20 protein-coding genes are annotated in these 24,562 nt (G+C 60.8%); 13 read left to right on the top strand and 7 right to left on the bottom strand.

The genetic code is table 11. From position 1 onward, the window contains the following. Positions 1-107 precede the first annotated feature (107 nt). Together pgi and gorA are read left to right on the top strand one after the other, a co-directional pair. Complete coding sequence (gene pgi / locus ATN00_RS13165) at positions 108-1,613, top strand: glucose-6-phosphate isomerase (RefSeq protein ID WP_062065361.1); 1,506 nt, start codon at positions 108-110, stop codon at positions 1,611-1,613. 73 nt (positions 1,614-1,686) lie between these two features. Continuing rightward, a complete protein-coding gene (gene gorA / locus ATN00_RS13170) occupies positions 1,687-3,033 on the top strand; it encodes a glutathione-disulfide reductase (protein ID WP_062065363.1) in 1,347 nt (448 codons plus the stop codon). Between the two features lie 2 nt (positions 3,034-3,035). Here the strand turns inward: gorA and ATN00_RS13175 are convergent, their stop codons facing one another. Further along, a complete protein-coding gene (locus tag ATN00_RS13175; protein ID WP_373886172.1) occupies positions 3,036-3,758 on the bottom strand; it encodes a 2OG-Fe dioxygenase family protein in 723 nt (240 codons plus the stop codon). Between the two features lie 58 nt (positions 3,759-3,816). Continuing rightward, positions 3,817-5,232 (bottom strand): helix-turn-helix domain-containing protein, encoded by a 1,416-nt coding sequence (locus ATN00_RS13180; protein WP_062065365.1) that lies wholly within the window; start codon positions 5,230-5,232, stop codon positions 3,817-3,819. Between the two features lie 122 nt (positions 5,233-5,354). On the opposite strand from ATN00_RS13180, the gene ATN00_RS13185 reads away from it, so the two are divergent. The 9 genes from ATN00_RS13185 (at position 5,355) to alr (ending at position 17,138) form a co-directional block, all read left to right on the top strand. Beyond that, the gene (locus ATN00_RS13185) at positions 5,355-6,887 is read left to right on the top strand and encodes an acyl-CoA carboxylase subunit beta (RefSeq protein WP_062065367.1); all 1,533 of its coding nucleotides are present in this window, start codon (positions 5,355-5,357) and stop codon (positions 6,885-6,887) included. Positions 6,888-6,932: 45 nt separating this feature from the next. Next, positions 6,933-8,123: a beta-ketothiolase BktB gene (bktB, locus tag ATN00_RS13190; RefSeq protein ID WP_062065369.1), complete on the top strand. Its 1,191-nt coding sequence runs from the start codon at positions 6,933-6,935 to the stop codon at positions 8,121-8,123. Further along, positions 8,120-8,557, top strand: a complete 438-nt coding sequence (gene mce, locus ATN00_RS13195; RefSeq protein WP_062065370.1) for a methylmalonyl-CoA epimerase — start codon at positions 8,120-8,122, stop codon at positions 8,555-8,557. Before bktB ends, mce begins: the two co-directional genes overlap by 4 nt. 44 nt (positions 8,558-8,601) lie before the next feature. Continuing rightward, complete coding sequence (gene scpA / locus ATN00_RS13200) at positions 8,602-10,755, top strand: methylmalonyl-CoA mutase (protein ID WP_062065373.1); 2,154 nt, start codon at positions 8,602-8,604, stop codon at positions 10,753-10,755. Beyond that, a complete protein-coding gene (bioB, locus tag ATN00_RS13205; protein WP_062065376.1) occupies positions 10,752-11,753 on the top strand; it encodes a biotin synthase BioB in 1,002 nt (333 codons plus the stop codon). The genes scpA and bioB overlap by 4 nt, the downstream gene beginning before the upstream one ends. 99 nt (positions 11,754-11,852) lie before the next feature. After that, positions 11,853-13,850, top strand: coding sequence for an acetyl-CoA carboxylase biotin carboxylase subunit (locus tag ATN00_RS13210; RefSeq protein WP_062065379.1), 1,998 nt, complete (start codon positions 11,853-11,855; stop codon positions 13,848-13,850). 134 nt (positions 13,851-13,984) lie between these two features. Then, complete coding sequence (locus tag ATN00_RS13215) at positions 13,985-14,356, top strand: tRNA-binding protein (RefSeq protein ID WP_062065383.1); 372 nt, start codon at positions 13,985-13,987, stop codon at positions 14,354-14,356. Positions 14,357-14,464: 108 nt separating this feature from the next. Further along, positions 14,465-16,051, top strand: a complete 1,587-nt coding sequence (locus tag ATN00_RS13220; protein WP_062065386.1) for an MFS transporter — start codon at positions 14,465-14,467, stop codon at positions 16,049-16,051. A gap of 40 nt (positions 16,052-16,091) precedes the next feature. Then, the gene (gene alr, locus ATN00_RS13225; RefSeq protein WP_062065389.1) at positions 16,092-17,138 is read left to right on the top strand and encodes an alanine racemase; all 1,047 of its coding nucleotides are present in this window, start codon (positions 16,092-16,094) and stop codon (positions 17,136-17,138) included. Positions 17,139-17,185: 47 nt separating this feature from the next. Here the strand turns inward: alr and ATN00_RS13230 are convergent, their stop codons facing one another. After that, the gene (locus ATN00_RS13230) at positions 17,186-18,358 is read right to left on the bottom strand and encodes an acetyl-CoA C-acetyltransferase (protein ID WP_062065392.1); all 1,173 of its coding nucleotides are present in this window, start codon (positions 18,356-18,358) and stop codon (positions 17,186-17,188) included. A gap of 46 nt (positions 18,359-18,404) precedes the next feature. Next, a complete protein-coding gene (locus ATN00_RS13235; RefSeq protein ID WP_231746275.1) occupies positions 18,405-19,493 on the bottom strand; it encodes an alpha/beta hydrolase in 1,089 nt (362 codons plus the stop codon). Here ATN00_RS13235 and phaR point away from each other — a divergent pair. Next, on the top strand, positions 19,492-20,055 hold the full coding sequence (phaR, locus tag ATN00_RS13240; protein WP_062065395.1) for a polyhydroxyalkanoate synthesis repressor PhaR: 564 nt from the start codon (positions 19,492-19,494) through the stop codon (positions 20,053-20,055). The two genes, ATN00_RS13235 and phaR, sit on opposite strands and share 2 nt — an antisense overlap. 92 nt (positions 20,056-20,147) lie before the next feature. Beyond that, entirely contained in the window at positions 20,148-21,674 is a 1,527-nt protein-coding gene (gene proS, locus ATN00_RS13245) for a proline--tRNA ligase (protein WP_062065398.1), read from the top strand. A 58-nt stretch (positions 21,675-21,732) separates the two neighbouring features. Here proS and cbiB read toward each other — a convergent pair whose 3' ends face one another. From cbiB to ATN00_RS13260, 3 genes are read right to left on the bottom strand one after another with little or no spacing between them, the layout of a single operon-like run. Continuing rightward, entirely contained in the window at positions 21,733-22,671 is a 939-nt protein-coding gene (cbiB, locus tag ATN00_RS13250; RefSeq protein ID WP_062065401.1) for an adenosylcobinamide-phosphate synthase CbiB, read from the bottom strand. Beyond that, positions 22,664-23,647, bottom strand: a complete 984-nt coding sequence (gene cobD / locus ATN00_RS13255) for a threonine-phosphate decarboxylase CobD (protein WP_062065404.1) — start codon at positions 23,645-23,647, stop codon at positions 22,664-22,666. The genes cbiB and cobD overlap by 8 nt, the downstream gene beginning before the upstream one ends. Then, positions 23,644-24,372, bottom strand: coding sequence for an adenosylcobinamide-GDP ribazoletransferase (locus tag ATN00_RS13260; RefSeq protein ID WP_062065407.1), 729 nt, complete (start codon positions 24,370-24,372; stop codon positions 23,644-23,646). The genes cobD and ATN00_RS13260 overlap by 4 nt, the downstream gene beginning before the upstream one ends. Positions 24,373-24,562 lie beyond the last annotated feature (190 nt).

Below are 24,562 nucleotides of genomic sequence, written 5' to 3' on the forward strand. Positions count from 1 at the left end.
CGCGTCAAGCGCAGGCGCCGATGCAAATAGTCCTGTCATTGGTTAAAGAGGAAAAGAATCGACAAGTGCAGCGTCGGTATCCACCAACGTCACAAGAGGATTTCCCCATGCCGTCCCCTGCACAGGCTGCCATAGCGCGCCTTCCGCAAGCCGACCTCAAATCCATCTTCACGGCCGATCCCGACCGGCTGTCCCGTTTCGTCCTGACGCAGGGGCCGATCCGTTTCGACTGGTCGAAGACGCATCTGACGGACGATCTGATGGACGCTTATCTGACCCTGGCGCAGGAACGGGATTTTACCGGCTGGCGCGAGGCGCTGTTCGCGGGCAAGCCTGTCAACAATAGCGAAGGCCGTGCCGCCGAGCATCCCGCCGAACGAGGCGAAGGCAATGCCGACAGCGTGGCGCGAGCGCGGATGTTCCATGCCCGGATGCGTGCGCTGATTGACGCCGTCGAGGCTGAGGCTCTGGGACCGATCCGCCATATATTGCACATCGGCATTGGTGGGTCTGCATTGGGGCCGGACCTGATTGTGGATGCGCTGGGCGGTGACGGGTTGCGTTATGACGTCGCCATCGTTTCCAATGTCGACGGCACCGCGATGGAACAGGCGATCAACCGTTTCGATCCGCACACGACCTTGATCGCGATCGCATCAAAGACGTTCACTACCACAGAAACCATGTTGAATGCGGCGAGCGCGATCAATTGGATGGTGGAAGCGGGCGTGGACGACCCCTATGGCCGGGTCGTGGCGCTGACCGCTTCGCCGGATAAGGCAATGGAATGGGGCGTTGACGAAACGCGTGTATTGCCCTTTTCCGAAAGCGTGGGCGGACGCTATTCGCTCTGGTCGTCCATCGGTTTCCCGGCGGCGCTGGCGCTGGGATGGGATGCGTTCGAAAGCCTGTTGGAGGGTGCGGCCGCCATGGACCGCCACTTCCGCCTTTCCCCCCCGCGTGAGAACGCGCCGCTGATCGCGGCCTTCGCCGACCAATATTATACGCGGATAATGGGCTGCCAGACCCGCGCGCTGTTTGCCTATGACGAGCGGCTGAAGCTGCTCCCTTCCTATCTCCAGCAGCTTGAGATGGAGAGCAACGGCAAGAGCGTCACGCGCGATGGCGATCCGGTGGATGGTCCTACCGCGCCGATCACCTGGGGCGGGGTGGGCACGGACGCGCAACATGCCGTTTTCCAGCTTCTCCATCAGGGCACGGTATTGGCGCCGGTCGAATTCGTCGCCTCGATCGATCCGGGCCATGCGCTCGACCCGGCGCATCACCGGGCCCTGCTCGTCAATTGCTTCGCGCAGGGGGCGGCATTGCTGCGCGGGCGCGACAATCCCGGCGATCCCGCGCGGGCCTATCCGGGCAATCGTCCTTCCACGACGATCCTGCTCGATGATGTGACGCCGGAAGCTTTGGGCGCGCTGATCGCCTTCTATGAACATCGCACCTTCGCCAATGCCGTGCTGATGGGTATCAATCCCTTCGACCAGTTCGGCGTTGAACTGGGCAAGGAAATCGCCAGATTCATTGAGGCGGACGGCCCTAAGGGTTTCGATCCGTCCACGATGGCGTTGATCGACATTGCGCTGGGTGGGGGCTGAGTCCCGCGCAAAAACCCGTTTGTAACTCCGCCGGAGTGCCGCCATATGCGCGACATACCCAGCGGAGGCTTGCATGAGTGACTATGACTTCGACCTTTTCGTCATCGGCGCGGGATCGGGCGGTGTGCGGGCCTCGCGGGTGGCTTCCGCCCATGGCGCTAAGGTCGCGGTGGCGGAGGAATATCGGGTCGGAGGCACCTGCGTCATTCGCGGTTGCGTGCCCAAGAAGCTACTCGTCTATGGCGCGCATTTCGCCGAGGATCTGAAGGATGCCCGGCGCTTCGGCTGGAACGTGCCCGACTGCGCCTTCAAATGGCCGGTGCTGCGTGACAATGTGCTGGCTGATGTGGATCGGCTGGAGGGCCTCTACAAGAACACGCTCGACAGCCATCATGTCGAATTGATCCCCGAGCGCGCCACCATCACCGGACCGCATTCCGTGAAGCTGGCGAGCGGGCGCGAAGTCACTGCGAAATATATTCTGATCGCCACCGGCGCATGGCCTGTCGTCCCCGAAATCGAAGGTGCCGAACATGGCCTCACATCGAACGACATGTTTTATCTGGAGGAATGCCCCAAGCGTCTCGTCATTGTCGGCGGCGGCTATATCGCCAATGAGTTTGCGGGCATTTTCAATCAGTTCGGTAGTCAGGTGACGCTGGTCAACCGCTCATCCACTCTGTTGCGCGGTTATGACGAGAGCGTTCGCGACCGGCTGATGCAGATTTCCACGACCAAGGGCATCCAGTTCCGCTTCAATGCCCAGTTGGAGAAGATCGAAAAGAAGGGTGACGGCACGCTCAGCGTCCATTTCAAGGAGGGCGATGCGGTCCCTTGTGACGCCCTGTTGTTCGCGGTGGGACGACGGCCCCATACGGACGGCCTTGGGTTGGAAGCCGCCAGCGTCGCAGTCGACGACAAGGGCGCGATCAAGGTCGACGAATATAGCCGCACCAGTTGCGAGAGCATCTATGCGGTGGGCGATGTAACCGACCGGCTGCAACTCACGCCCGTGGCCATCCGTGAGGGGCATGCCTTTGCCGATACCGTCTTTGGCGATAACCCCCGCACGGTCGATTATGGCTGCGTGCCTTCAGCCGTGTTCAGTGATCCGCCGCTAGCGGGCGTGGGGTTGACCGAGGCGCAGGCGAAGAACAAGCTGGGCACGGTCAAGATCTATACGTCGGACTTCCGCCCTATGAAGAATGTGCTTGCGGGCCGGGAGGAGCGGGCGCTTTACAAGATGGTGGTGGATGCCACTACTAATCGAGTGGTCGGCCTGCATATGATCGGTCCCGATGCCCCGGAAATCCTGCAAGCTGCTGCCATCGCGGTCAAGGCGGGTCTCACCAAGCAGCAGTTTGACGACACGGTCGCGCTGCACCCCAGCATGGCCGAGGAACTGGTGCTGCTGAAATAGGGCTATTGCGCCGTGAAGGTCACGACCAGCGCATCTCGCCAAGCGGGGTGCTCCGGATCGACCGGGTGGATTTCCGTGACGCCGTGCAGGATGCGGTGATCGTCGATCAGCACGGCATCGCCCGGCAAGGTCAGCGTAAATTCGCCCAGCGCGGTCCCGTCCGGCGCGCCGATGCGGGTCACGCCTTCACGGACATTGCGGCGATCGATCAGCATCACGAAGACCCAATCCACCCCGTCCCGATGCAGGCCTTCGGGCGTCGGCCTGCCGGCCTCGTTCCTGCCCGTCTCGATCCGGAACTGGTGCGCTTCAACATGCCATGATTGCGTGGCGTGATCCGCGAAAGTCCGGGCGCACAAGGCAAAGACCGCTTGCATCACGTCATTGCTCGCGGTTGCATCCGTTACCGGTTCGAACCAGCGCTGCACGTCCCCATTCAGCGGATTGTAGTCGCGGCTCTGGAAATGCGGCTGATGCGGCTTGCGGGTGAAAATTCCGTCCTTGCAGCGGAAGGCCGCGTGACGGCGGCGGCGGTAGCGTCCTCCATCCGCCATATAGAGATCGGGGCCCAGATCGTTCCAGCTTTCCGCGAAGCTCGCCCACATATCCGACCCGACGTTCAGGAGCGCGAGCGTCCCTGCGTTATCCAGCCGCGCATAACCATGCTCGACGAGTTCATCGCGCAGCACGACAAGGGAGGGAGCGGGGATGGCCTCATATGTCACTGCATCGACCCTAGAAAAGCTGGCATCCCCCGGACAGGGCCAGTTGAATCAAACTGGCTCATCCGATCCAGTAGGGCACGATCTGCCGGTTGTCGGGGTCGACATGAATTGGCCGGTCCGCGGGCGGGAAGGCGCGCTGGTCGCAGCTTTGGCGCGGGCACAGGCGGCAGGTGATGCCGATGGGCGTCGCCGAACCCTCATCCTCAAGCTGCAAGCCGTCCGCATAGACGAAGTTTGCCGCATGGGCGACTTCGCACCCCAGCACCACGGCATAGCGGCGCGGCGTGCGGGCGTAGCTGCCCGAAGGCTTCACCAGTCCCTTCGCCATGGACACATAGCGCACTCCGTCAGGCGTTTCGCCAAGCTGCACATTGATCCGGTCGGGGATGGCGACCGCCTCATGCACGTTCCACAGGGGGCAAGCGCCACCGAAGCGCGCGAATTGCAACCGGGTGGCGCTGTGCCGCTTGGTGATATTGCCCGCCATGTCGACCCTACAGAAGAAGAAGGGGATGCCGCGCAGCCCCGGCCTCTGCAAGGTGGACAGTCGGTGACAGGCCTGTTCGAAACTCACGCCGAAACGTCGCGCCAGCCGGTCGATGTCATGCCGGCTCTCTCGCGCAGCCTCTCGAAACGGGGCGTAGGGCATCAGCAGCGCGCCTGCCGCATAATTGCCCAGGCCAATGGAAAGCAGCCGATCCGCCCCTGCGACGGACAGGGCGGCTTTCGCCACGATGTCCGCGATCAGCGTCTGTCCCTCCAGCATCATCAACTGATGTCCCAGCATGAACTTGCGGCTTTCGGTGGGCAGGGCGGCGTTGATGAACAGGCGCCGCTGACTGGCATTATAGGTGCGGAGCGCGGAATCCGGCGTATCGGCGATCAGCGTTTCGATGCCGTGCCGCCGCGCCAGCGCCTCCACCAGCATCCCTTCGTCCAGCGCCTGCCCGGCGGTGAAGCTCGCCGCCATATCCTCCGCCAGGCAATCGAGCGGATGGACGTAATTCCCCGCTTCATGGAACCAGTCGCGCGCCGCTTCCCATGGCAGGCGAGCCTGTACGGCATGATCGTTGGCGATCGCCTCCTCGATCATGTTGATCCGCTCATTGGCGCGCATATGCGCGTTGTAGAGGTCTACATAGCGGGCCGCGAATTCGGGGAATTGGAGATGGAGCTTCTCGATCCGTTCCGGTTCCAGCGACGCGCCCGGCAGTTCAGGATGCCCCAGAGCAAAAGTGAACGCGCCCAGAAGCTGTTCCTCCTCCCGGCTGTCGAAACTCGCCCAGTCGGTGGGGAAGGCGCTGGCCAGCGCGGCTTTTACCTTGGCGGTCAGGGGGCGGTCGTCATTTTCAAGCTGGCTGAGATAAGATACGGAAATCCCAAGCGCCTGCGCCATGGCCGCCTGATCCATGCGATGATCGATCCGAAGCTGGCGGAGCCTCTGACCGGCGAAAATACGATTGCCGCGTGCCATGTCGTTTTGCTTAGTTTGCAAAACCGTGATTTGCAAATTGGCAAATTTGCATTTGCGAAAAGCGCCAAAGGCTGGAAAGGGGCAGGGATACCCGTCCGTACCGACTGGAGAGATGTCTTATTATGTCCAAGCTCGCCATCATCGAACAGCTTGAAGCGAAGCGCGAAGCAGCCCGTTTGGGCGGTGGCCAGCGCCGCATCGACGCTCAGCACGCCAAGGGCAAGCTGACCGCGCGCGAAAGGCTGGAGGTCCTGCTGGACGAAGACAGTTTTGAAGAACTCGACATGTATGTCGAACATAACTGCGTAGATTTCGGCATGGATGAACAGCACATCCCCGGCGACGGCGTCGTCACCGGCTCCGGAACGATCAATGGCCGTCTGGTCTTTGTTTTCTCGCAGGATTTTACCGTTTATGGCGGTGCCCTGTCGGAGCGCCATGCAACCAAGATCTGCAAGATCATGGACATGGCGATGAAGGTCGGCGCGCCGGTCATCGGTCTCAATGATTCCGGCGGCGCCCGTATTCAGGAAGGCGTTGCCAGCCTTGCGGGCTATGCCGAGGTGTTTCAGCGCAATGTGCTGGCGTCGGGCGTCGTGCCGCAGATCAGCGTCATCATGGGGCCCTGTGCGGGTGGCGCGGTTTACTCGCCGGCGATGACCGATTTCATCTTCATGGTGAAGGATTCGAGCTTCATGTTCGTGACCGGCCCCGATGTGGTCAAGACCGTCACAAACGAAGTCGTCACACAGGAAGAACTGGGCGGCGCCGTCACCCACACCACCAAGTCTGGCGTGGCCGACGTGGCGTTCGAAAACGACATCGAGGCGCTGCTGTCCGTTCGCGATTTCGTGGACTTCCTCCCCGCCTCCAACCGCGAGCCAGTGCCGGAGCGTCCCAGCGCCGATCCATGGGACCGGATCGAAGAAAGTCTCGACACCCTAGTTCCCGCGAACGCCAATCAGCCCTACGACATGCATGAGCTGATCCGGAAGGTCGTTGACGAAGGTGATTTCTTCGAAGTGCAGCCTGCCCATGCGGGCAATATCCTTTGCGGATTCGGCCGGGTCGAAGGCAAGACTGTCGGCATCGTTGCCAATCAGCCGATGGTGCTGGCGGGCGTGCTGGACATTAACAGTTCCAAAAAGGCTGCCCGTTTCGTCCGCTTCTGCGATGCGTTCGAGATTCCGATCATCACGCTGGTCGACGTGCCGGGCTTCCTGCCGGGCACCGCGCAGGAGCATAACGGCATCATCAAGCATGGCGCGAAGCTGCTCTTCGCCTATGCCGAAGCCACCGTGCCCAAGATCACGATCATCACGCGCAAGGCCTATGGCGGCGCCTATGACGTCATGTCCTCCAAACATCTGCGTGGCGACCTCAACTATGCCTGGCCGACCGCCGAGATCGCGGTGATGGGCGCGAAGGGCGCGGTCGAGATCATCTTCCGCGGTAAGACGGCGGAGGAAATCGCTGAGCGCACCAAGGAATATGAAGACCGCTTCGCCAATCCCTTCGTGGCGGCAAGCAAGGGCTTCATCGACGAGGTGATCCAGCCTCACTCTACGCGCAAGCGCATTGCGCTGGGCCTTCGCAAGCTCCGCAACAAGAGCCTGGAGAACCCCTGGAAGAAGCACGACAATATTCCGCTCTGACATGTTGCTCAGGTGACGGCTTGCTAAGCAAATAAGGTATTGGCCATGGATGATCGGGACATTTTCATTGTCGGCGCGGCGCGCACGGCGATCGGCGATTTCGGAGGGGCGCTCAAGGATGTGCAGCCCGACGAACTGGGCCGTATCGTTGCGGTCGCCGCTATGGAACGGGCGGCCATTGAGCCTTCTGATGTTCAGCATGTCGTCATCGGGCAGGTGATCCAGAGTGGCCCGCGTGACGCCTATATTGCGCGCGTCATCGGTGTGAACGCGGGTATTCCCGTTGAAGCGCCTGCGCTGACGCTCAATCGCTTGTGCGGATCGGGATTGCAGGCGATCATTTCCGCCGCGCAAACGCTGAAGCTGGGTGAGGCCGACATCGCCCTTGCCGGCGGCACGGAGAGCATGAGCAATTCCCCGCATGTGGTGAAGGCCGCCCGCTTCGGCACCAAGATGGGCGACATCAAAATGATCGACGCCATGCTGGAGGTGCTTTCGGACCCGTTCGAGCATTTCCACATGGGCGTCACCGCCGAGAATGTGGCTGAGAAATATCAGATTTCCCGCGCCGCACAGGATGCGCTTGCGGTCGAAGGGCATAGCCGTGCCGCAAGAGCCATTGCGGAAGGCCGCTTCAAGGAGCAGATCGTGCCGGTGGAAGTGAAGAGCCGCAAGGGCGTCGTCACTTTCGATACGGACGAACATGTCCGCGCCGATGCGAGCCTGGAGCAGATGGCGAAGCTCAAGCCTGCTTTCCGGAAGGAGGGCGGCACCGTGACACCCGGCAACGCATCTGGCATCAATGATGGCGCGGGCGCCGTTGTGGTGGCAAGCGGCAAGGCGGTGGCGGAAAAGGGCTTGAAGCCGCTTGCGCGGATCCTGGGATGGGGCCATGCGGGCGTCGATCCGCGGATCATGGGCGTCGGGCCGATCAAGGCGGTTCCCATCGCTCTGGAGCGGGCGGGCGTTACGCTCGACCAGATCGACGTGATCGAAGCCAATGAGGCTTTTGCCGCGCAGGCCTGCGCCGTGGCCAGTGAACTCGGCTTCGATCCGGAAAAGGTCAATCCCAATGGCAGCGGCATTGCGCTAGGGCATCCGGTCGGCGCGACCGGCGCGATCCTGACGGTCAAGACGGCCTATGAACTGAAGCGCACGGGCGGTAGATATGGTTTGATCACCATGTGCATCGGCGGCGGTCAGGGGATCGCCATGGTTATCGAGAATGTGGCATGAAACTCGGACGGCTTAACCATATCGGCATTGCGACCCCCTCGCTGGAGGCCAGCATCGCTTATTATCGCGACGTGATGGGCGCGACGAAGATCCACGAACCTTTCGACCTGCCCGCGCAGGGCGTGAAGGTCTGCTTCGTGGATACGCCGGGCGAGGACGGCACCAACGGCACACAGATCGAATTGATCGAACCGTTGGGCGAAAACAGCCCCATTCATGGCTTCATCGCGAAGAACCCGGCGGGCGGTCAGCATCATATGTGCTACGAGGTGCCCGATATTCTTGAAGCGAAGAAGTGGTTCGAGGGTCTGGGCAAGAAGGTGCTGGGCGAACCCCGCATCGGCGCGCATGGCACGCTGATCTTCTTCGTCCATCCCAAGGATATGAACGGTGTCCTGACTGAAATCATGGAAACGCCGAAAGAAGCGCACTGAACGAATGAACGTCTCGACTGCACTCGGGACGAACGGAGATTGAAGTGACCGACAAGCCGACGCTGGATCAATGGACCGCCGCCGCGACCAAGGAAGTGAAGGGCAAGGACCTCACCTGGCACACGCCGGAGGGAATTGACGTCAAGCCGCTCTATACGGCCGAAGATATCAAGACCGATCCCGGCTTGCCCGGTTTCGCACCGTTCACGCGCGGCGTGAAGGCAAGCATGTATGCGGGCCGTCCCTGGACCATCCGCCAATATGCGGGCTTTTCCACGGCCGAGGAATCCAACGCCTTCTATCGCCGCAATCTGGCGGCCGGACAGAAGGGGCTTTCGGTCGCCTTCGATCTTGCCACCCATCGCGGCTATGACAGCGACCATCCGCGCGTCGTCGGCGACGTGGGCAAGGCAGGCGTGGCCATCGACAGCGTCGAAGACATGAAGATCCTGTTCGATGGCATTCCACTCGACCAGATGTCGGTCTCCATGACCATGAACGGCGCGGTCATTCCGATCCTCTCCTTCTTCATCGTTGCGGGCGAGGAGCAGGGCGTCGAGCGCAAGCTGCTCGATGGAACCATTCAGAACGACATTCTGAAGGAGTTCATGGTCCGCAACACCTATATCTATCCGCCCGAGCCGTCGATGCGGATCATCTCCGACATTTTCGGCTATACCAGCCGCGAAATGCCGAAATTCAACAGCATTTCCATCTCCGGCTATCATATGCAGGAAGCCGGTGCGACGCAGGTGCAGGAACTGGCCTTCACCATCGCGGACGGCATGGAATATGTGAAATATGGCGTGGCGTCGGGCCTCGACATCGATAAGTTCGCGGGACGGCTGAGCTTCTTCTTCGCCATCGGCATGAACTTCTTCATGGAAGTGGCGAAGCTGCGCGCAGCGCGTGTCCTCTGGCATCGGGCCATGACGAAGCTGGGCGCGCAGGATGAACGCTCCAAGATGCTCCGCACCCACTGCCAGACCAGCGGCGTATCGCTGACCGAGCAGGACCCCTATAACAACGTCATGCGGACGACCATCGAAGCGATGGCCGCGATGCTGGGCGGCACGCAGTCGCTCCACACCAACGCGCTGGACGAAGCCATCGCGCTTCCCACCGATTTTTCGGCGCGCATCGCCCGTAATACGCAGATCATCATCCAGGAAGAGACGGGCATGTGCAATGTCGTCGATCCGTTGGGTGGCAGCTATTATGTCGAGGCACTGACGCAGGAACTGGTCGACCGCGCGCAGGAGATCATCGACCGCGTCCAGAGCGAAGGCGGCATGGCAAAGGCGGTCGCGGCAGGCTGGCCCAAGGCGATGATCGAGGAAGCCGCAGCCGCCCGCCAGGCCCGCGTGGACCGGGGTGAGGACGTGATCGTGGGCGTCAACAAATATCGCCTTGCCAATGAAGACCTGCTTGAAACGCTGGAGGTCGACAACACCAAGGTTCGCGAAGCGCAGATCGCCCGCATCAACAAGATGAAGGCGGAGCGCGACGAAGCGAAGTGTCAGGCGGCTCTGGACGCCCTTCGTAAGGGCGCTGCCGGTCCGGCCAGCATTGAGAACAACCTGCTCGCGCTGGCGGTGGAATGCGCCCGTGCCCGCGCGACGCTGGGCGAGATCAGCTCCGCCATGGAGGAAAGTTTCGACCGCTACGGCACCGTGCCGACGCCGGTGAAGGGTGTCTATGCCGCGCCTTACCAGGACGACAGCCGCTGGAAACAGGTTCTTGACGGTGTGCAGGCCGTCGAGCGGCGCCTTGGTCGTAAGCCGAAGATCCTTATCGCCAAGATGGGGCAGGACGGTCACGACCGGGGCGCCAACGTCATCGCGTCCGCTTTTGGGGACATGGGCTTCGACGTCGTTTCGGGACCGCTGTTCCAGACGCCGGAGGAAACCGTTGTGCTGGCGCTGGACAGCAGCGTCGATGTGGTCGGCGCATCGTCGCTTGCCGCCGGGCACAAGACGCTGATCCCCGAACTCATCCGACAGCTTCGCGAAGCCGGGCGCAGCGACATCAAGGTGATCGCGGGCGGGGTCATTCCGCCGCAGGATTATGACTTCCTTCGTGACGCGGGCGTTCAGGGCATTTATGGCCCAGGCTCCAACGTCGTGGAATGCGCCGCCGATGTGCTGCGTCTTCTCGGCCACAACATGCCCCCGGCGGGGCTGGAGGAAGCTGCTTGAGCCAGATCACGCCCCGCACCGACTGGACGCGCGAGGAAATCGCCGCGCTGTTCGACCTGCCTTTCAACGACCTGATGTTCGAAGCGCAGTCGATCCATCGCGCGAATTTCCCGCGCAACGAAGTGCAGCTTTCGACCTTGCTGTCGATCAAAACCGGCGGTTGCCCCGAAGATTGCGGCTATTGCAGCCAATCGACCGAAGCGGAAAGCGGCCTCAAGGCCACCAAGCTGATGGACGTGCAGACGGTGCTTCAGGCGGCGGCGCAGGCCAAGGATCATGGTTCGGGCCGTTTCTGCATGGGCGCGGCATGGCGCAATCCCAAGGAACGGGACATGCCCAAGCTGGTCGAGATGGTACAGGGCGTCCGTGCGATGGGCATGGAAACCTGCATGACTCTCGGGATGTTGAGCGAAGGGCAGGCCAAGCAGCTCGCCGATGCGGGCCTCGATTATTACAATCATAATATCGACACCTCGCCGGAGAATTACGCCAACGTCATCACCACCCGGACCTTCGAGGATCGGATCGAGACGCTGGAAAATGTGCGTTCGGCGGGTATCAATGTCTGCTGCGGCGGCATTGTGGGCATGGGCGAGGCGCGGAGCGACCGCGTCGGCTTCCTACATGCGCTCGCCACCATGCCGCACCCGGAAAGCGTGCCGGTCAACGCGCTGGTGCCGGTTGCTGGCACGGTGCTGGGCGATATGCTCAAGGATACGCCGCTCGCCAAGATTGACGAAGTGGAATTTGTCCGCACCGTTGCAGTGGCCCGGATTGTCATGCCGCAATCCATGGTGCGTCTGAGCGCCGGCCGTGAAAGCATGAGCGAAGCGTGTCAGGCGCTGTGCTTCATGGCGGGTGCGAACAGTATTTTTACTGGCGACAAGCTTTTGACGGCGGCCAATGCGGGCGATGATCAGGATGCGGCGCTGCTGGCCAAGCTTGGCATGACCGCGATGCAGGCGCAGCCGCACGGGCATCTGGAAGCGGCGGAATAACTCTCGCAAATCGAAAATCGGCTTTCCGTAGCGGAGGGACGCAGTTCGATTTGTTTCAGCCCGCAAGGGCAACAGATATTGACTGGGGTAAGGATAAAGATGGCAATCACCAAGATCCTGATCGCGAACCGTGGCGAAATCGCATGTCGCGTGATCCGCACCGCGCAGAAGATGGGTATCAAGACCGTGGCGGTCTATTCCGATGCCGATGCGCGTTCACCCCATGTGTTGATGGCGGATGAGGCCGTTCATCTCGGCCCGCCGCCCGCCGCTCAGTCCTACCTGCTGGCGGACAAGATCATCGAGGCGTGCAAGGCGACGGGCGCTGACGCCGTCCACCCCGGTTACGGCTTCCTTTCGGAGCGAGAAAGCTTCCGCAAGGCGCTCGACGAAGCAGGCATCATCTTCGTTGGCCCCCCGGCCAACGCGATCGCCGCGATGGGCGACAAGATCGAATCCAAGAAGCTGGCCATGGAAGCGGGCGTCAATGTCGTCCCCGGCTATGTCGGCGTGATCGAGGATACCGAACATGCGGTGAAGATCTCTAATGAGATCGGCTATCCGGTGATGATGAAGGCATCGGCTGGCGGCGGCGGTAAGGGCATGCGCCTTGCCTATAGCGAACAGGATGTTCGCGAAGGCTTCGAGGCGACGAAGCGCGAAGGGCTGAACAGCTTTGGCGATGACCGCGTTTTCATCGAGAAGTTCATCGAAAGCCCGCGCCACATCGAAATTCAGGTCCTTGGCGATCAGCACGGCAACATCGTTTATCTGAACGAGCGCGAATGTTCCATCCAGCGTCGCCACCAGAAGGTGGTCGAAGAAGCGCCGTCGCCCTTCGTCAGCCCGGAAATGCGGAAGAAGATGGGTGAACAATGTGTCGCCCTGGCGCGCGCGGTCGGCTATTTCAGCGCAGGCACGGTGGAACTGATCGTGTCGGGCGCGGACAAGACGGGCGATGGCTTCTACTTCCTGGAAATGAACACCCGCCTTCAGGTCGAGCATCCCGTCACGGAAGAAATCACTGGCCTCGATCTCGTCGAACAGATGATCCGCGTCGCGAATGGCGAGAAGCTGGCTTTCACGCAGGCGGACGTGAAGATCAATGGCTGGTCGGTTGAGAATCGCGTTTATGCCGAAGATCCCTATCGTGGCTTCCTTCCCTCCACCGGCCGCCTCATCCGCTATAATCCGCCCGAAACCGGCGATGGCGTGCGCGTCGATGATGGTGTGCAGGAGGGCGGCGAAGTCAGCATGTTCTACGATCCGATGATCGCCAAGCTCATCACCTGGGCGCCGACCCGCCTTGAAGCGATCGACAAGCAGATCGCGGCGTTGGACCGCTTCGAACTCGAAGGGCCGGGCCATAATATCGACTTCCTGTCCGCCCTGATGCAGCATGAGCGGTTCCGCTCCGGCGATATCACAACGGGCTTTATCGCGCAGGAATATCCTGATGGCTTCACCGGGGCTCCGGCGTCGGAGGAACTGCTTCGCAAGCTGGCCGCCATCGGCGCTTTCGCCGCCATGGCGCAGGCCGACCGTGCGCGGCGCATCGACGGCCAACTCGGCAAGAAGCTGAAGGCGCCGACCGGATGGCAGGTGACGATCGGGGCTGGAGAAGAAGGCACGATCCACGATGTCGTCATCATGGGCGACGATGTGACGGTCGATGGCGTGTCGCTGGACATGAGCCTTGAATATACACCGGGCGATCGCCTGATCGAGGCGGAGTTCGGGGATGAGCAGCTCGCCGTGAAGATCGCGCCCGTTCGCGCCGGATTCGTGCTGACCGCGCATGGCGCGAGCCACAAGCTGCGTATCCTGCCCGTTCATGCCGCTCCCTATGCGAAGCATATGATCGAGAAGATCCCGCCGGACCTTTCGAAATATCTGATTTGCCCGATGCCGGGCCTTCTGGTTGCGCTGAATGTGCAGGAAGGCGACAAGGTTGAGATCGGCCAGCCGCTAGCAGTGATCGAGGCGATGAAGATGGAAAATATCCTGCGCGCGCAAAAGGCGGGCACAGTGAAAAGCGTGTCGGCGGCGCAGGGCGAAAGCCTGCCGGTGGATGCGATCATTCTGGAACTTGAATAACGGTTGTTCCTGCCGGGCATGGATGAAGGGTGGTCTTGTCGTCGCTCTTACCTGCCCGGCATCAATTTTATCTGATTGGGGTTCGGGACCGGAAGGTGATTGGCCTCTGGCACCCAATGATCTAATTGCAGGTCATGCATCTCTCACATGATCCTGCAGCGCCCGCTGCAGATATGATTGTCTTCGAAGATTTTCTGAAGGTGGATATTCGGATCGGCACCATTCTGTCGGCCGAACCCTTTCCCGAAGCGCGCAAGCCCGCTTATAAGCTGCTGATCGACTTTGGACCCGCCATCGGTCGCAAAAAATCCAGCGCCCAGATTACGGACAATTATGATCTGGCGGATTTGCAGGGCCGTCAGGTCGCCGCGGTGGTGAATTTTCCCCCGCGTCAAATCGGCAAATTCATGTCGGAGGTTCTGACATTGGGATTTGCTGACTCGACCGGCTCCGTAACGCTTTTCGCGCCCGACAAGAGAGTTCCCGACGGTTCTCGGCTTTTTTGACGAAAATCGATCTATTGCGGCAATGGTATCGCATGGCCTGCAATTTCGCTTGCCGTCTTGCGACGGTCGGTTATCCAATGGCCGAAAGTGGGGCAATCGGAGGGGTATATGGGCGCTGTCGGCGGCGATTATGTCATGGACGCGAAACGCGACCGGACAATCATCACGGCATCCGCACTGGGCACCATCTTCGAATGGTATGATTTCTATATTTACGGCGTTCTGGCGCCTATCATCGGCCGAACTTTTTTTCCGACTGATAACCCCACCGTCGAGTTGCTTTATTCCCTGGCCGGTTTCGCCATCGGCTTTGGCTTTCGCCCATTGGGAGCCGTCCTGTTCGGCTATTTGGGGGACCGCTTGGGCAGAAAATATACCTTTCTTGCAACGATTATCCTGATGGGCGCTGCGACGGCGGGCGTCGGATTGACGCCATCGGCCGCCACGATCGGGATTGCCGCTCCGATCATTCTCATCCTTCTCCGCATAGCGCAGGGACTGGCGCTCGGAGGAGAATATGGTGGTGCAGCCATTTATGTCGCCGAACATGCGCCTGCCGGCAAACGGGGTTTTTACACCAGCTTCATTCAGGCGGGCGTGATTGGCGGTTTCATTCTTTCGCTGGTGGTGGTGGTCGGCACGCAGTGGATCGTCGGCAAGGCGGTGTGGGACGATTGGGGATGGCGATTGCCGTTCCTGTTTTCCCTCGCCCTGCTCGGCGTTTCCATATGGATGCGGTTGAAACTGCGGGAAAGCCCGGTATTCGTCGCGATGAAGGCGGCGGGCGAACAATCCGCCAACCCGCTGAAAGAGGCGTTCACCTATCCGGGAAACCGCCGCAGGATGTTCGTGGCGATGCTCGGCATCGCGGCGGGTTTCACCGTCATCGCCTATACGGTGATGTTCCAGGTGCTCTATTTCCTCCAGAACAGTCTGCATGTCGCGCCCGGCATCGCGCAATTGCTGGTGGGGGGCAGCGCTTTTGCCGGAATGGCGGCATTTATCTTTTTCGGCTGGCTGTCCGATCGGGTGGGCCGGAAGAAACCGATCATTATCGGTTATGCGCTCACGCTCGTGCTGCTTTACCCTATCTATCAGTTCATGGGCCAGCAGGCGAACCCCGCTCTGGCGCAGGCGGCCGAACGGGCGCCGGTGGTTGTTACAGGATCGGATTGTCGCTTCGACCCCTTTGCCAAAGTCCAGCCTACCGATTGCGGCAAGCTGCTCGATCACCTTTCCAAGCGGGGCGTGCCCTATGAAAGCCGGGATGACCGGCAACTGGGTGTGACGGTGGGGGATGAACGGGCCACCGATTTGAGTCCCGCCGGATTGGACACGCTTTTCCACAACCAAGGCTACGCGTTCGACACGGTTACGCCCGGTTGGGGAAGGTCGCTGCTGATCTTCCTGCCGCTGGTCGTGCTTTGGGTCGTTAGCGGAATGACCTATGGCCCGGTGGCGGCTCTGCTGTCGGAGTATTTCCCGGCGCGCATCCGCTATAGCTCCTTTTCGATCCCCTATCATATCGGCACAGGTTATTTTGGCGGATTTCTGCCATTGGTCAGCCAATATAGCGTGGCTCGGACGGGAGACCCCTATGCGGGCTTATGGTATCCGATCGCGGTGGTCGCCGCCGCGCTGATCATCTGCCTCTTCTGGTTGCCGGAAACGCGTGGCACGAAACTCGACGCCTGAACACTCGACCCGGCAGCGCGATACGTCTATCGGCTGAGCCATGCGTTCCTTTCCCGCTCCGCTCCGCTTGCGCCTCGATAGCGATGCGCTGGTTTCGAACTGGCAATGGCTCGCAGGGCAGGGCGGCGCGGCTGCCTGCGGCGCGGCGGTCAAGGCGGATGGCTATGGGCTGGGCGCTCGGGAGGTCGTGCGCCGGCTGACGGCCGTAGGCTGCCGCGATTTCTTCGTATCGAACTGGCATGAAGCGGAGCATCTTGAGCCTCTGCTGGAACAGGGGATCAACCTGTCTGTCCTTCACGGCGTGCGCGAGGAGGATATGGCCTATGCCCTGATGTCGCGGGCCATGCCTGTATTATGCTCGCCTATCCAGATCGAACGGTGGAAAGCCGCGGGCAGGGGCGAATGTCACCTGATGGTCGATACGGGCATGAGCCGTCTGGGGGTCGATTGGCGGAGTGATGTTGCCACATTGGTGGAGGGCTTGTCGGTCGACACGCTTTTTAGCCATCTGGCTTCGGCGGATGAAGATTCGCCGCTGAACGAAAGCCAGCTTGAACGCTTCGCCGTGATCAAGAACAAGGTGGATGCCCGGCGATATAGTCTGGCCAACAGCGCCGGTATCTGCCTTGGCCGGGATTATGCTTTCGATCTGACGCGTCCGGGAATTTCCCTCTATGGCGGCATAGCGCGTGAACGGGCCGCCGGTCATATCCGTCAGGTTGCGTTCCCCCAGGCGCAGGTGCTGCAATGCCGCCGCGTTGTAGCTGGCGACACCGTTGGATATAATGCAACCTTCCGTGCGCCCGCCGATATGGACGTAGCGATATTGAACCTTGGCTATGCGGACGGATATTTGCGGGGTTTTTCCGGCTGTGGTTCCGTGACCGTCGACGGCGAAAGCCTGCCGCTCATCGGGCGGGTATCAATGGACCTGCTGGCCGTGGATGTGACCGGACAAGCGGACATCTGCGAAGGGCAATGGCTGGACATCGATTATGATCTGCCGCGTGCCGCCGCTGTGTCCGGCCTGTCGCAATATGAACTTCTGACCGGCCTCGGGAATCGCTTCGATCGAATCTGGGTATGAAAGGATGGCCGTCGATCAATGGATCAACGGCCATCCTGACAGCGGATTCAGCGTTCGATGCACATGGAAACGCCCATGCCGCCGCCGACGCACAATGTCGCCAGTCCTTTTTTGGCATCGCGCTTCTGCATTTCATAAAGCAGGGTAGTGAGCACGCGCGCGCCGGATGCTCCGATCGGATGGCCGATGGCAATGGCGCCGCCGTTGACGTTTACCTTTTCCGGATCCCAGCCCAGTTCCTGTCCCACGGCCAGGGATTGAGCGGCAAAAGCTTCATTGGCTTCGATCAGATCCAGGTCGCCCAGTGACCAGCCAGCCTTTTCCAACGCGATGCGGGTGGCGGGAGCGGGGCCTATGCCCATGATCGCCGGATCCACGCCGCAGGTGGCGAAGGAGGCGATACGTCCCAATATCGGCGCGTTGCGCTTTGCCGCTTCGGCCCCGGTCATGATGACCAGCGCGGCGGCGCCGTCATTGATGCCGCTGGCGTTGCCGGCGGTGACGGTGCCGTCCTTCTTGAAGGCGGGCCTCAACGCCTGCATGGCTGCCAGCGTGGCGCCGGTGCGGATATATTCATCGCTATCGACCACCGTATCGCCCTTGCGGCCCTTGATCGTCACAGGCACGATTTCGTCCTTGAAGCGACCAGCCGCGCGTGCAGCCTCCGCCTTGTTCTGGCTGGCAACGGCGAACTGATCCTGTGCTTCACGAGAAATCTGGAATTTTTCCGCCAGATTCTCAGCAGTCACGCCCATATGATAGTTGTGAAACGCATCGGTCAGGCCGTCCAGGATCATGGTGTCGACCAATGACAGCGCGCCCATCTTGACCCCACCGCGCAGATTTTGCGCGTGGGGCGCCATGGACATATTCTCCTGACCGCCTGCGATCATGATACGGGCGTCGCCCGCCTTGATCGCTTGTGCAGCAAGCGCCACGGAACGCAGGCCGGAACCGCAGAGCTGATTGATGCCGATAGCCGTTCGCTCAACGGGAATACCCGCATTGACGGCGGCCTGCCGGGCCGGATTTTGCCCTTGGGCCGCGGTCAGAACCTGGCCCAATATGATTTCGTCCACTTCTTCGGGCGAAAGGCCTGCCTGCGCCAAAGCGGCGACGATCGCCGTTCTGCCCAGTTCATGCGCCGGGGTGTTGGCATAAGCGCCCAGGAAGCTGCCGACGGCGGTTCGCTTGGCTGCGGTGATGACGATGTCTGACACGGTTCACATCCTCGATGCTGGAGAAATTTTCGTGCCGCCCATATCATCATCCACCATGGCCGGAAAGCCATTGGGATAAAGGATTCCAGAGGAGTTCGGGCGCTTGGCGCCCCACAATCATTCCCACATGCCCCATCTGCAGCATTTCGCTTTGGGCGAGCCGCGGCGATGCGGCTGCCGGGACGATACGGTCCGTTGCGGAACAAATGGAAAGATTGGGGCAAGTCAGGGATTCGAGCTTCACGGCCCGGTCCCGGATCATCCAGTTTCCCAATCCGCTCATATTGCCTTCATAGAATGTTTCGAAAAGGTCGCGGCCCGCGGCGAAGGTCAGGGGCGCGCCTCCGTTCGCCCAGTCTTCCACGGAGAGGAACGCGCGTTCATCGTCCGTTCCAGCGGTAATATCGGCGAACGCCGCAAATTTGCGAATGGTTCGGGCGGGATCGAGGGCCCAAAAACCAGACTGAAGAACCTCCATAGGGACATAGCCAAGGCGCTCACATGTCGTCTTCGCCCCATTCCACAGGCCGATGATCAGGTCGAGATCGGCTGCTGGAAAGCCATCGAAATGCCAGGGTGCGGCTATGGTCGCGACGGCCCGGACGGGATGCAGCATCGCAGCGCCGAGAACCAGACTGCCGCCCAGGCAATAGCCGACCAGAATGGGAGGGAGAGGAAGCGACGCCAGCATCGGTACCAGGCGTTCGGCGACATGGCTATCAAGGCCGAGCATGGAATCCCCCGCGGCGGGTGTTCCCCAATCGACCAGATAGGCGTCATGTCCTTGTGCGGCCATGTGGCGCAGCATCGATCGGCTTTCGGACAGATCGAGCACGGTCGGGGGATTGATGAGCGAAGGCACGAAAACGACTGGAGGACGCCCACTTGCCGTGCCGTAGTGCAGCAATCGGGCATTTCCTGATGCCGCAACGACGGGGGCAGCGGACGGCGGCGTGGACCTTTCTGCGGATTGATATTTTCGCAGGCCTTGAAAAGCGCGACGGCGCAATTCGGGATCATCTTCGGTTTCGCGCCATAAAATATCGAGGAAAAGTGGCAGTGGGCGGGGGCCATGTTGCGGCGCGGCATGAGCTTGTGCTAATGCGGAATGAACAGGAGTGGGAGAGATTTCCATGGCGAAGTCCAAGACGATAAACGAATCCGAACCGGTGATTATCAAGAAGTACGCGAACCGGCGGCTCTATAATACGGAAACGTCGAGCTATATCACGCTGGATCTGTTGTCGCAGATGACTCGTGAGGGGCGCGAGTTCGTAGTCGTCGATGCCAAGTCCGGCGAGGACATCACGCATAATGTCCTGACCCAGATCATCATGGAGGAGGAGCAGCGGGGCAAGAACATGCTGCCCGTCAACTTTCTGCGTCAATTGATCTCCATGTATGGCGATTCCATGCAATCCATGGTGCCGCAATATCTGGAAGCGTCCATGGAAGCGTTCCGAAAGAACCAGCAGCAATTTCAGGAAGCGATGAAAGGGGCGTTCGGCGGTGGTCCCTTTGCTGAAATCGCCAAGCGGAACATGCAGATGTTCGAAGTGGCGGCCAATGCCTTTGGAAAGGGCGGGGCGGCGCCATCGGCCAAATCTTTCCAATCCGACGAAAGCAAGGATGACGAGATCGCAGACCTCAAGGCGCAGCTTGCGGCCCTCAACGCGAAGATCGACAAGCTGAGCTAAAGTTCCGCTGCTACGCTTCGGGGGTCGACAGAAACGGCGGGCTTGCCCTATGGCGCGCCATCATTTGCACTCAGATAGCCAAGGTCGATCCCGTGAAGCACGCCCTTTCCGTTACCCGTGAACAGGATTTCGCCGCCTGGTATCAGGCGGTCGTCTCCGAAGCCGACATGGCGGAGGAAAGCGGCGTTCGCGGTTGCATGGTCATCCGTCCGTGGGGCTATGGCATCTGGGAACGCATCCAGAAGCTTCTGGATGAGCGCATCAAGGCGACGGGCCACGAAAACTGCTATTTTCCGCTCTTCATTCCGCTTTCCTATTTTGAGAAGGAAGCGGAGCATGTGGACGGTTTCGCCAAGGAAATGGCGGTCGTCACCCATCACCGTCTGATCCAGAAGGACGGTAAGATGGTGCCGGACCCCGAAGCGAAGCTGGAAGAACCGCTGGTGGTGCGTCCGACCTCCGAAACGGTGATCGGCGCGGCTTTTTCCCGCTGGGTGCAAAGCTGGCGCGATCTGCCCGTGCTCATCAACCAGTGGGCCAATGTCGTGCGCTGGGAAATGCGAACCCGCATGTTTTTGCGGACCAGCGAGTTTCTCTGGCAGGAAGGGCATACCGCCCATGCCACTGTCGAAGAAGCGATGGACGAGACGATGAAGATGCTGGAAGTCTATCGCAGCTTCGCCGAAGAGTGCGTCGCACTCCCCGTCATTGCGGGGGAAAAGCCGGAAAATGAACGTTTTCCAGGCGCGGTCGCGACCTATTCCATCGAAGCGATGATGCAGGACGGAAAAGCGCTTCAGGCCGGAACGTCGCATTTTCTGGGCACGACTTTCAGCCAGGCGCAGAACATCAAATTCCAGAATGCCGAAGGGCAGCAGGAACTGGCCCAGACGACGAGCTGGGGCATGTCCACCCGCATGATCGGCGGGCTCATCATGGTGCATGGCGATGATGACGGCCTGCGCGTGCCTCCACGGGTGGCGCCCTATCAGATCGTCGTGGTGCCGATGCTGCGCGATACGGAAGAGGATGCGGCCATTCTCGATTATTGCGCGGCTCTGGTCAGCGAACTCAACGAACAGGACGTGTTTCGTGAACCCGTCCGCGCATTGCTGGACAGGCGACCCGCCAAGGCGGCCAACAAGCGTTGGGGCTGGGTGAAGAAGGGGGCTCCGATCGTAATAGAGGTCGGTGGTCGTGACGTCGCCGGTGGAAATGTGTCGGTCTTGCGCCGCGACAGGCTTTATCGGGAAGATGGGAAGCTCGACAGCCAGATTGTTGCGAAGAACGATTTCCTCACGCAGGCGACGGCAATGCTGGAAGGCATTCAGCAGGCGCTGTTTGCCGACGCGAATGCCCGATTGCACGGCAATATCGATAAAAGCATCGCTTCGCTGGAGGATCTGAAGGCCCTTTTTGCAGTCAGTTCCAAGCCAGGATGGGCATTGGTGCAATGGAGCAAGCCGACCGGCGCAGCACTTGATAAAGTCGTCGAGTGGCTGAAGGGCGAGAAGCTGACTCTGCGTAATGTGCCGATGGATGCCGAAGCGGCCGATGGCGTCTGTATCTTTACCGGCCAGCCTGCGGTGCAGCGGGTTCTGGTCGGGCGTTCCTATTAACCGGTTTTAGCTCGGCCGGTGGCGAGGAATGTGTCGCCGATTGCAAAACTGCGCGATTTCAGAAACGCCATTGGATGATGGCGGCCAAAACCCAGAGTATCGCGCAGGCCCGCAGATAAACCTTCAGGGCATGATCGATGTCGAGAGGGGCGGCTCGCTCGTCGCCGTCGCCGATCCATGGCTTGTCATGCGAAATGCCATCATAGCTTAGCGGTCCGGCCAGTCTCAGCCCCAGTGCCCCCGCCATGGCGGCTTCGGTCCAGCCTGCATTGGGGGATGCATGTTTGCCTGCATCACGCAGCATGATCCGCCACCCGCCACCGCCAGCCATGCAAATCAGCGCGCCTGCTATTCGGGCGGGGACGAAATTCACAAGATCGTCGGTTCGCGCGGCGGCCCCGCCAAAGGCGTGCCATTTTTCTTCCTTATGACCGATCAGGCTGTCGGCGGTGTTGATCGCCTTATATGCCCAGATGCCCGGCAGGCCCCCGACAAGCAGCCAGAATAGCGGCGCCGCTATCCCGTCGCAGAAACTTTCCGACAGGCTTTCTATCGCGGCGCGGGCGATGGCCGGTTCATCCAGCGCCTGCGTGTCCCTTCCCACGATCATCGAAACCGCGCGCCGCGCCTTTTCGGCATCGCCTTTTTCAAGATAGCGGGCGACCGGGTGAACATGTTCGAACAGGCTTCGTTGCGCCAGAGCGGGCCATGCCAGAAGTGCAATGGCGAGCCAGCCGTAAGAACCAAGCCAGTGAGATGCGAGATACTCCAGCAGCAGACCGCCGCCGATCACAATGACCAGCAATATGGCCAAAGTCCCGATGCCAGCTAGGCGGCGTGCTCCATTGCTCCATTGGGGGCGGTTCCATCGGCGTTCGCACGCGCTTATGATCCGGGCGAAGATGCCGATGGGATGACCGATCCGGACATAAAGGGCGCGTGGCCAACCGAGCGCCGCATCAAGGGCAAGGGCGGCGATGGCGACCGGATCAGTCAAGGAGAAGCGCCCTTTGCAGGCGGCTCAGCGCCTCGTTCGATTCCGGCAGCCCGATCCTGAGCCAGCGCGGATTATGATCGAAGGGCCGCGTCAGGATCGCCCGCTGTGCAAGGCGCTCAAATAATGCCATCGCATCGTCCGTCGCGATCAGCGTGAAAAGAGGACATGCGCCCATCGGCCGATAGCCGCAGCCGATCAATATTTCGTCCAGCCGCAGCCTTTCGCGGCGCAGGCGATTCCGCGTTGCGGCAATCCACTCATGATCGGCATAAGCGGCCGCGCCAATGGCGATGGCTGCCGCGGAAATGGGCCACGCACCAAGCTTTCGTCGCATCTGATCGACGATGGCTTCGGGCCCTAGCAGGAACCCCAGCCGTAGGCCTGCCAGCCCAAAGAATTTGCCGAAGGATCGAAAGATCAGCAATCGACGATGGTCGGCAATGTCGGGGGCCAGACTGTGCGTCGGATCGCTGTCGGCGAAGGCTTCGTCGACGATCAGCCATCCCTCTTCTGCGCGATTGTCTGCAAGGGCGAGCAGCGCATCGCGCGTCCAGTGGCGCCCATCAGGATTGTTGGGATTGGCAAGGATGAGGACGCCGCTTTCGGGATTGGACGGTGAGGCCGACGAAACGGCGGACGATACTGGAAACATCTCTTCATGCGTGCGGTAGGTGGGGGCGAGATATTGCGCTTCCGGGCCGAGCAGGCTGCTCACGATACGCAGGCCCGTTTCGGTTCCGGGAAGCGCGCAAAGATGCCTGGGGTCCACGCCGAAATAGAGTGCGGCGGTTCTTTCCATCTCCCGCAGGTTGGCTTCGCAAGGAAGGCGGCGCCAATCGATCTCCATATCGTCCGGAACTGGCCATGCATGGGGATTGATGCCGGTCGACAGATCGATCCATGGCTGGCGACCTTCGCCGAACCGCGCTCGCGCCGCGGCCAGGCCGCCGCCATGCCATGTCCATCGATTCTTCATGACAGTTTCGATCCCACGATCAGGGTCATCAGAAGCGCGGTTTCAATCAATTCGATGCCGGCGCCATGGCCATCGCCGGAAATACCTCCGATCTGGCGCTTGATCCAGCAACCCCAGAGCGGGATGAAGACGGCGCCGGCGAGCAGGACGGGGAAGCGAAGGGATGCCAACAGCGCCACGCTTGACCATGCGAATATATCGAACGGGCGAATGGCTCCGCGAAATCGGGATGCCAGGCCCTCGTGAAGGGGAGGCAACCAAGTCGTCCAGATCAGGGGCCCGATGCGGGCGATGAAGGGAATGCAGATAAGTGTCATCAAGTTAATGACGCTAGCTTGCTGCAAAAGAGCGTGGATCAGCACCAGTTTGCTCAGCAGCAAAAGGCCTATGGCGATGACGCCGAAACTGCCGATATGAGGATCGCCCAGGACCGCCAGCATCCTGTCGCGATCTCCATGCGCCGCGCCACGCGCATCGACGATGTCGGCCAGTCCATCCAGATGGAGCCCGCCCGTCACCATGGTCCACAGAAGCAATCCGGAAAGCGCCCCGATCCATGGATCGATCAGGCTGCCTGCCCAAGCGCCCAGCGCGAGGATCGAACCCAATAGCAGGCCAACTGCGGGGAACCACCGCATGGCCGATGCGAATTCATTCGGCGTGACAGCGATGTGGGGTGCGGGCAGCCTCGTCAGGAATTGCACCGCGATGATGAGGCTTTTCAAGACTGCAATCCTGCAAGTCGGGGGAGGCAGCGGCCCTGTTTCCCCATATGTTGTGACGGGATGATGATCGGGCTTCTGGATTTCATCGTGAACCTTCCGCAGCAGAAGACGTCCCTGCGGCGGACAGGGCGGGCTTTTCGGCCACGACATGTCCGCCACCTGGCGGTCTGGACTGTCGCTACGCGGGGGT

The sequence above is a fragment of the Sphingobium baderi genome, assembly GCF_001456115.1.
GTDB lineage: Bacteria > Pseudomonadota > Alphaproteobacteria > Sphingomonadales > Sphingomonadaceae > Sphingobium > Sphingobium baderi_A.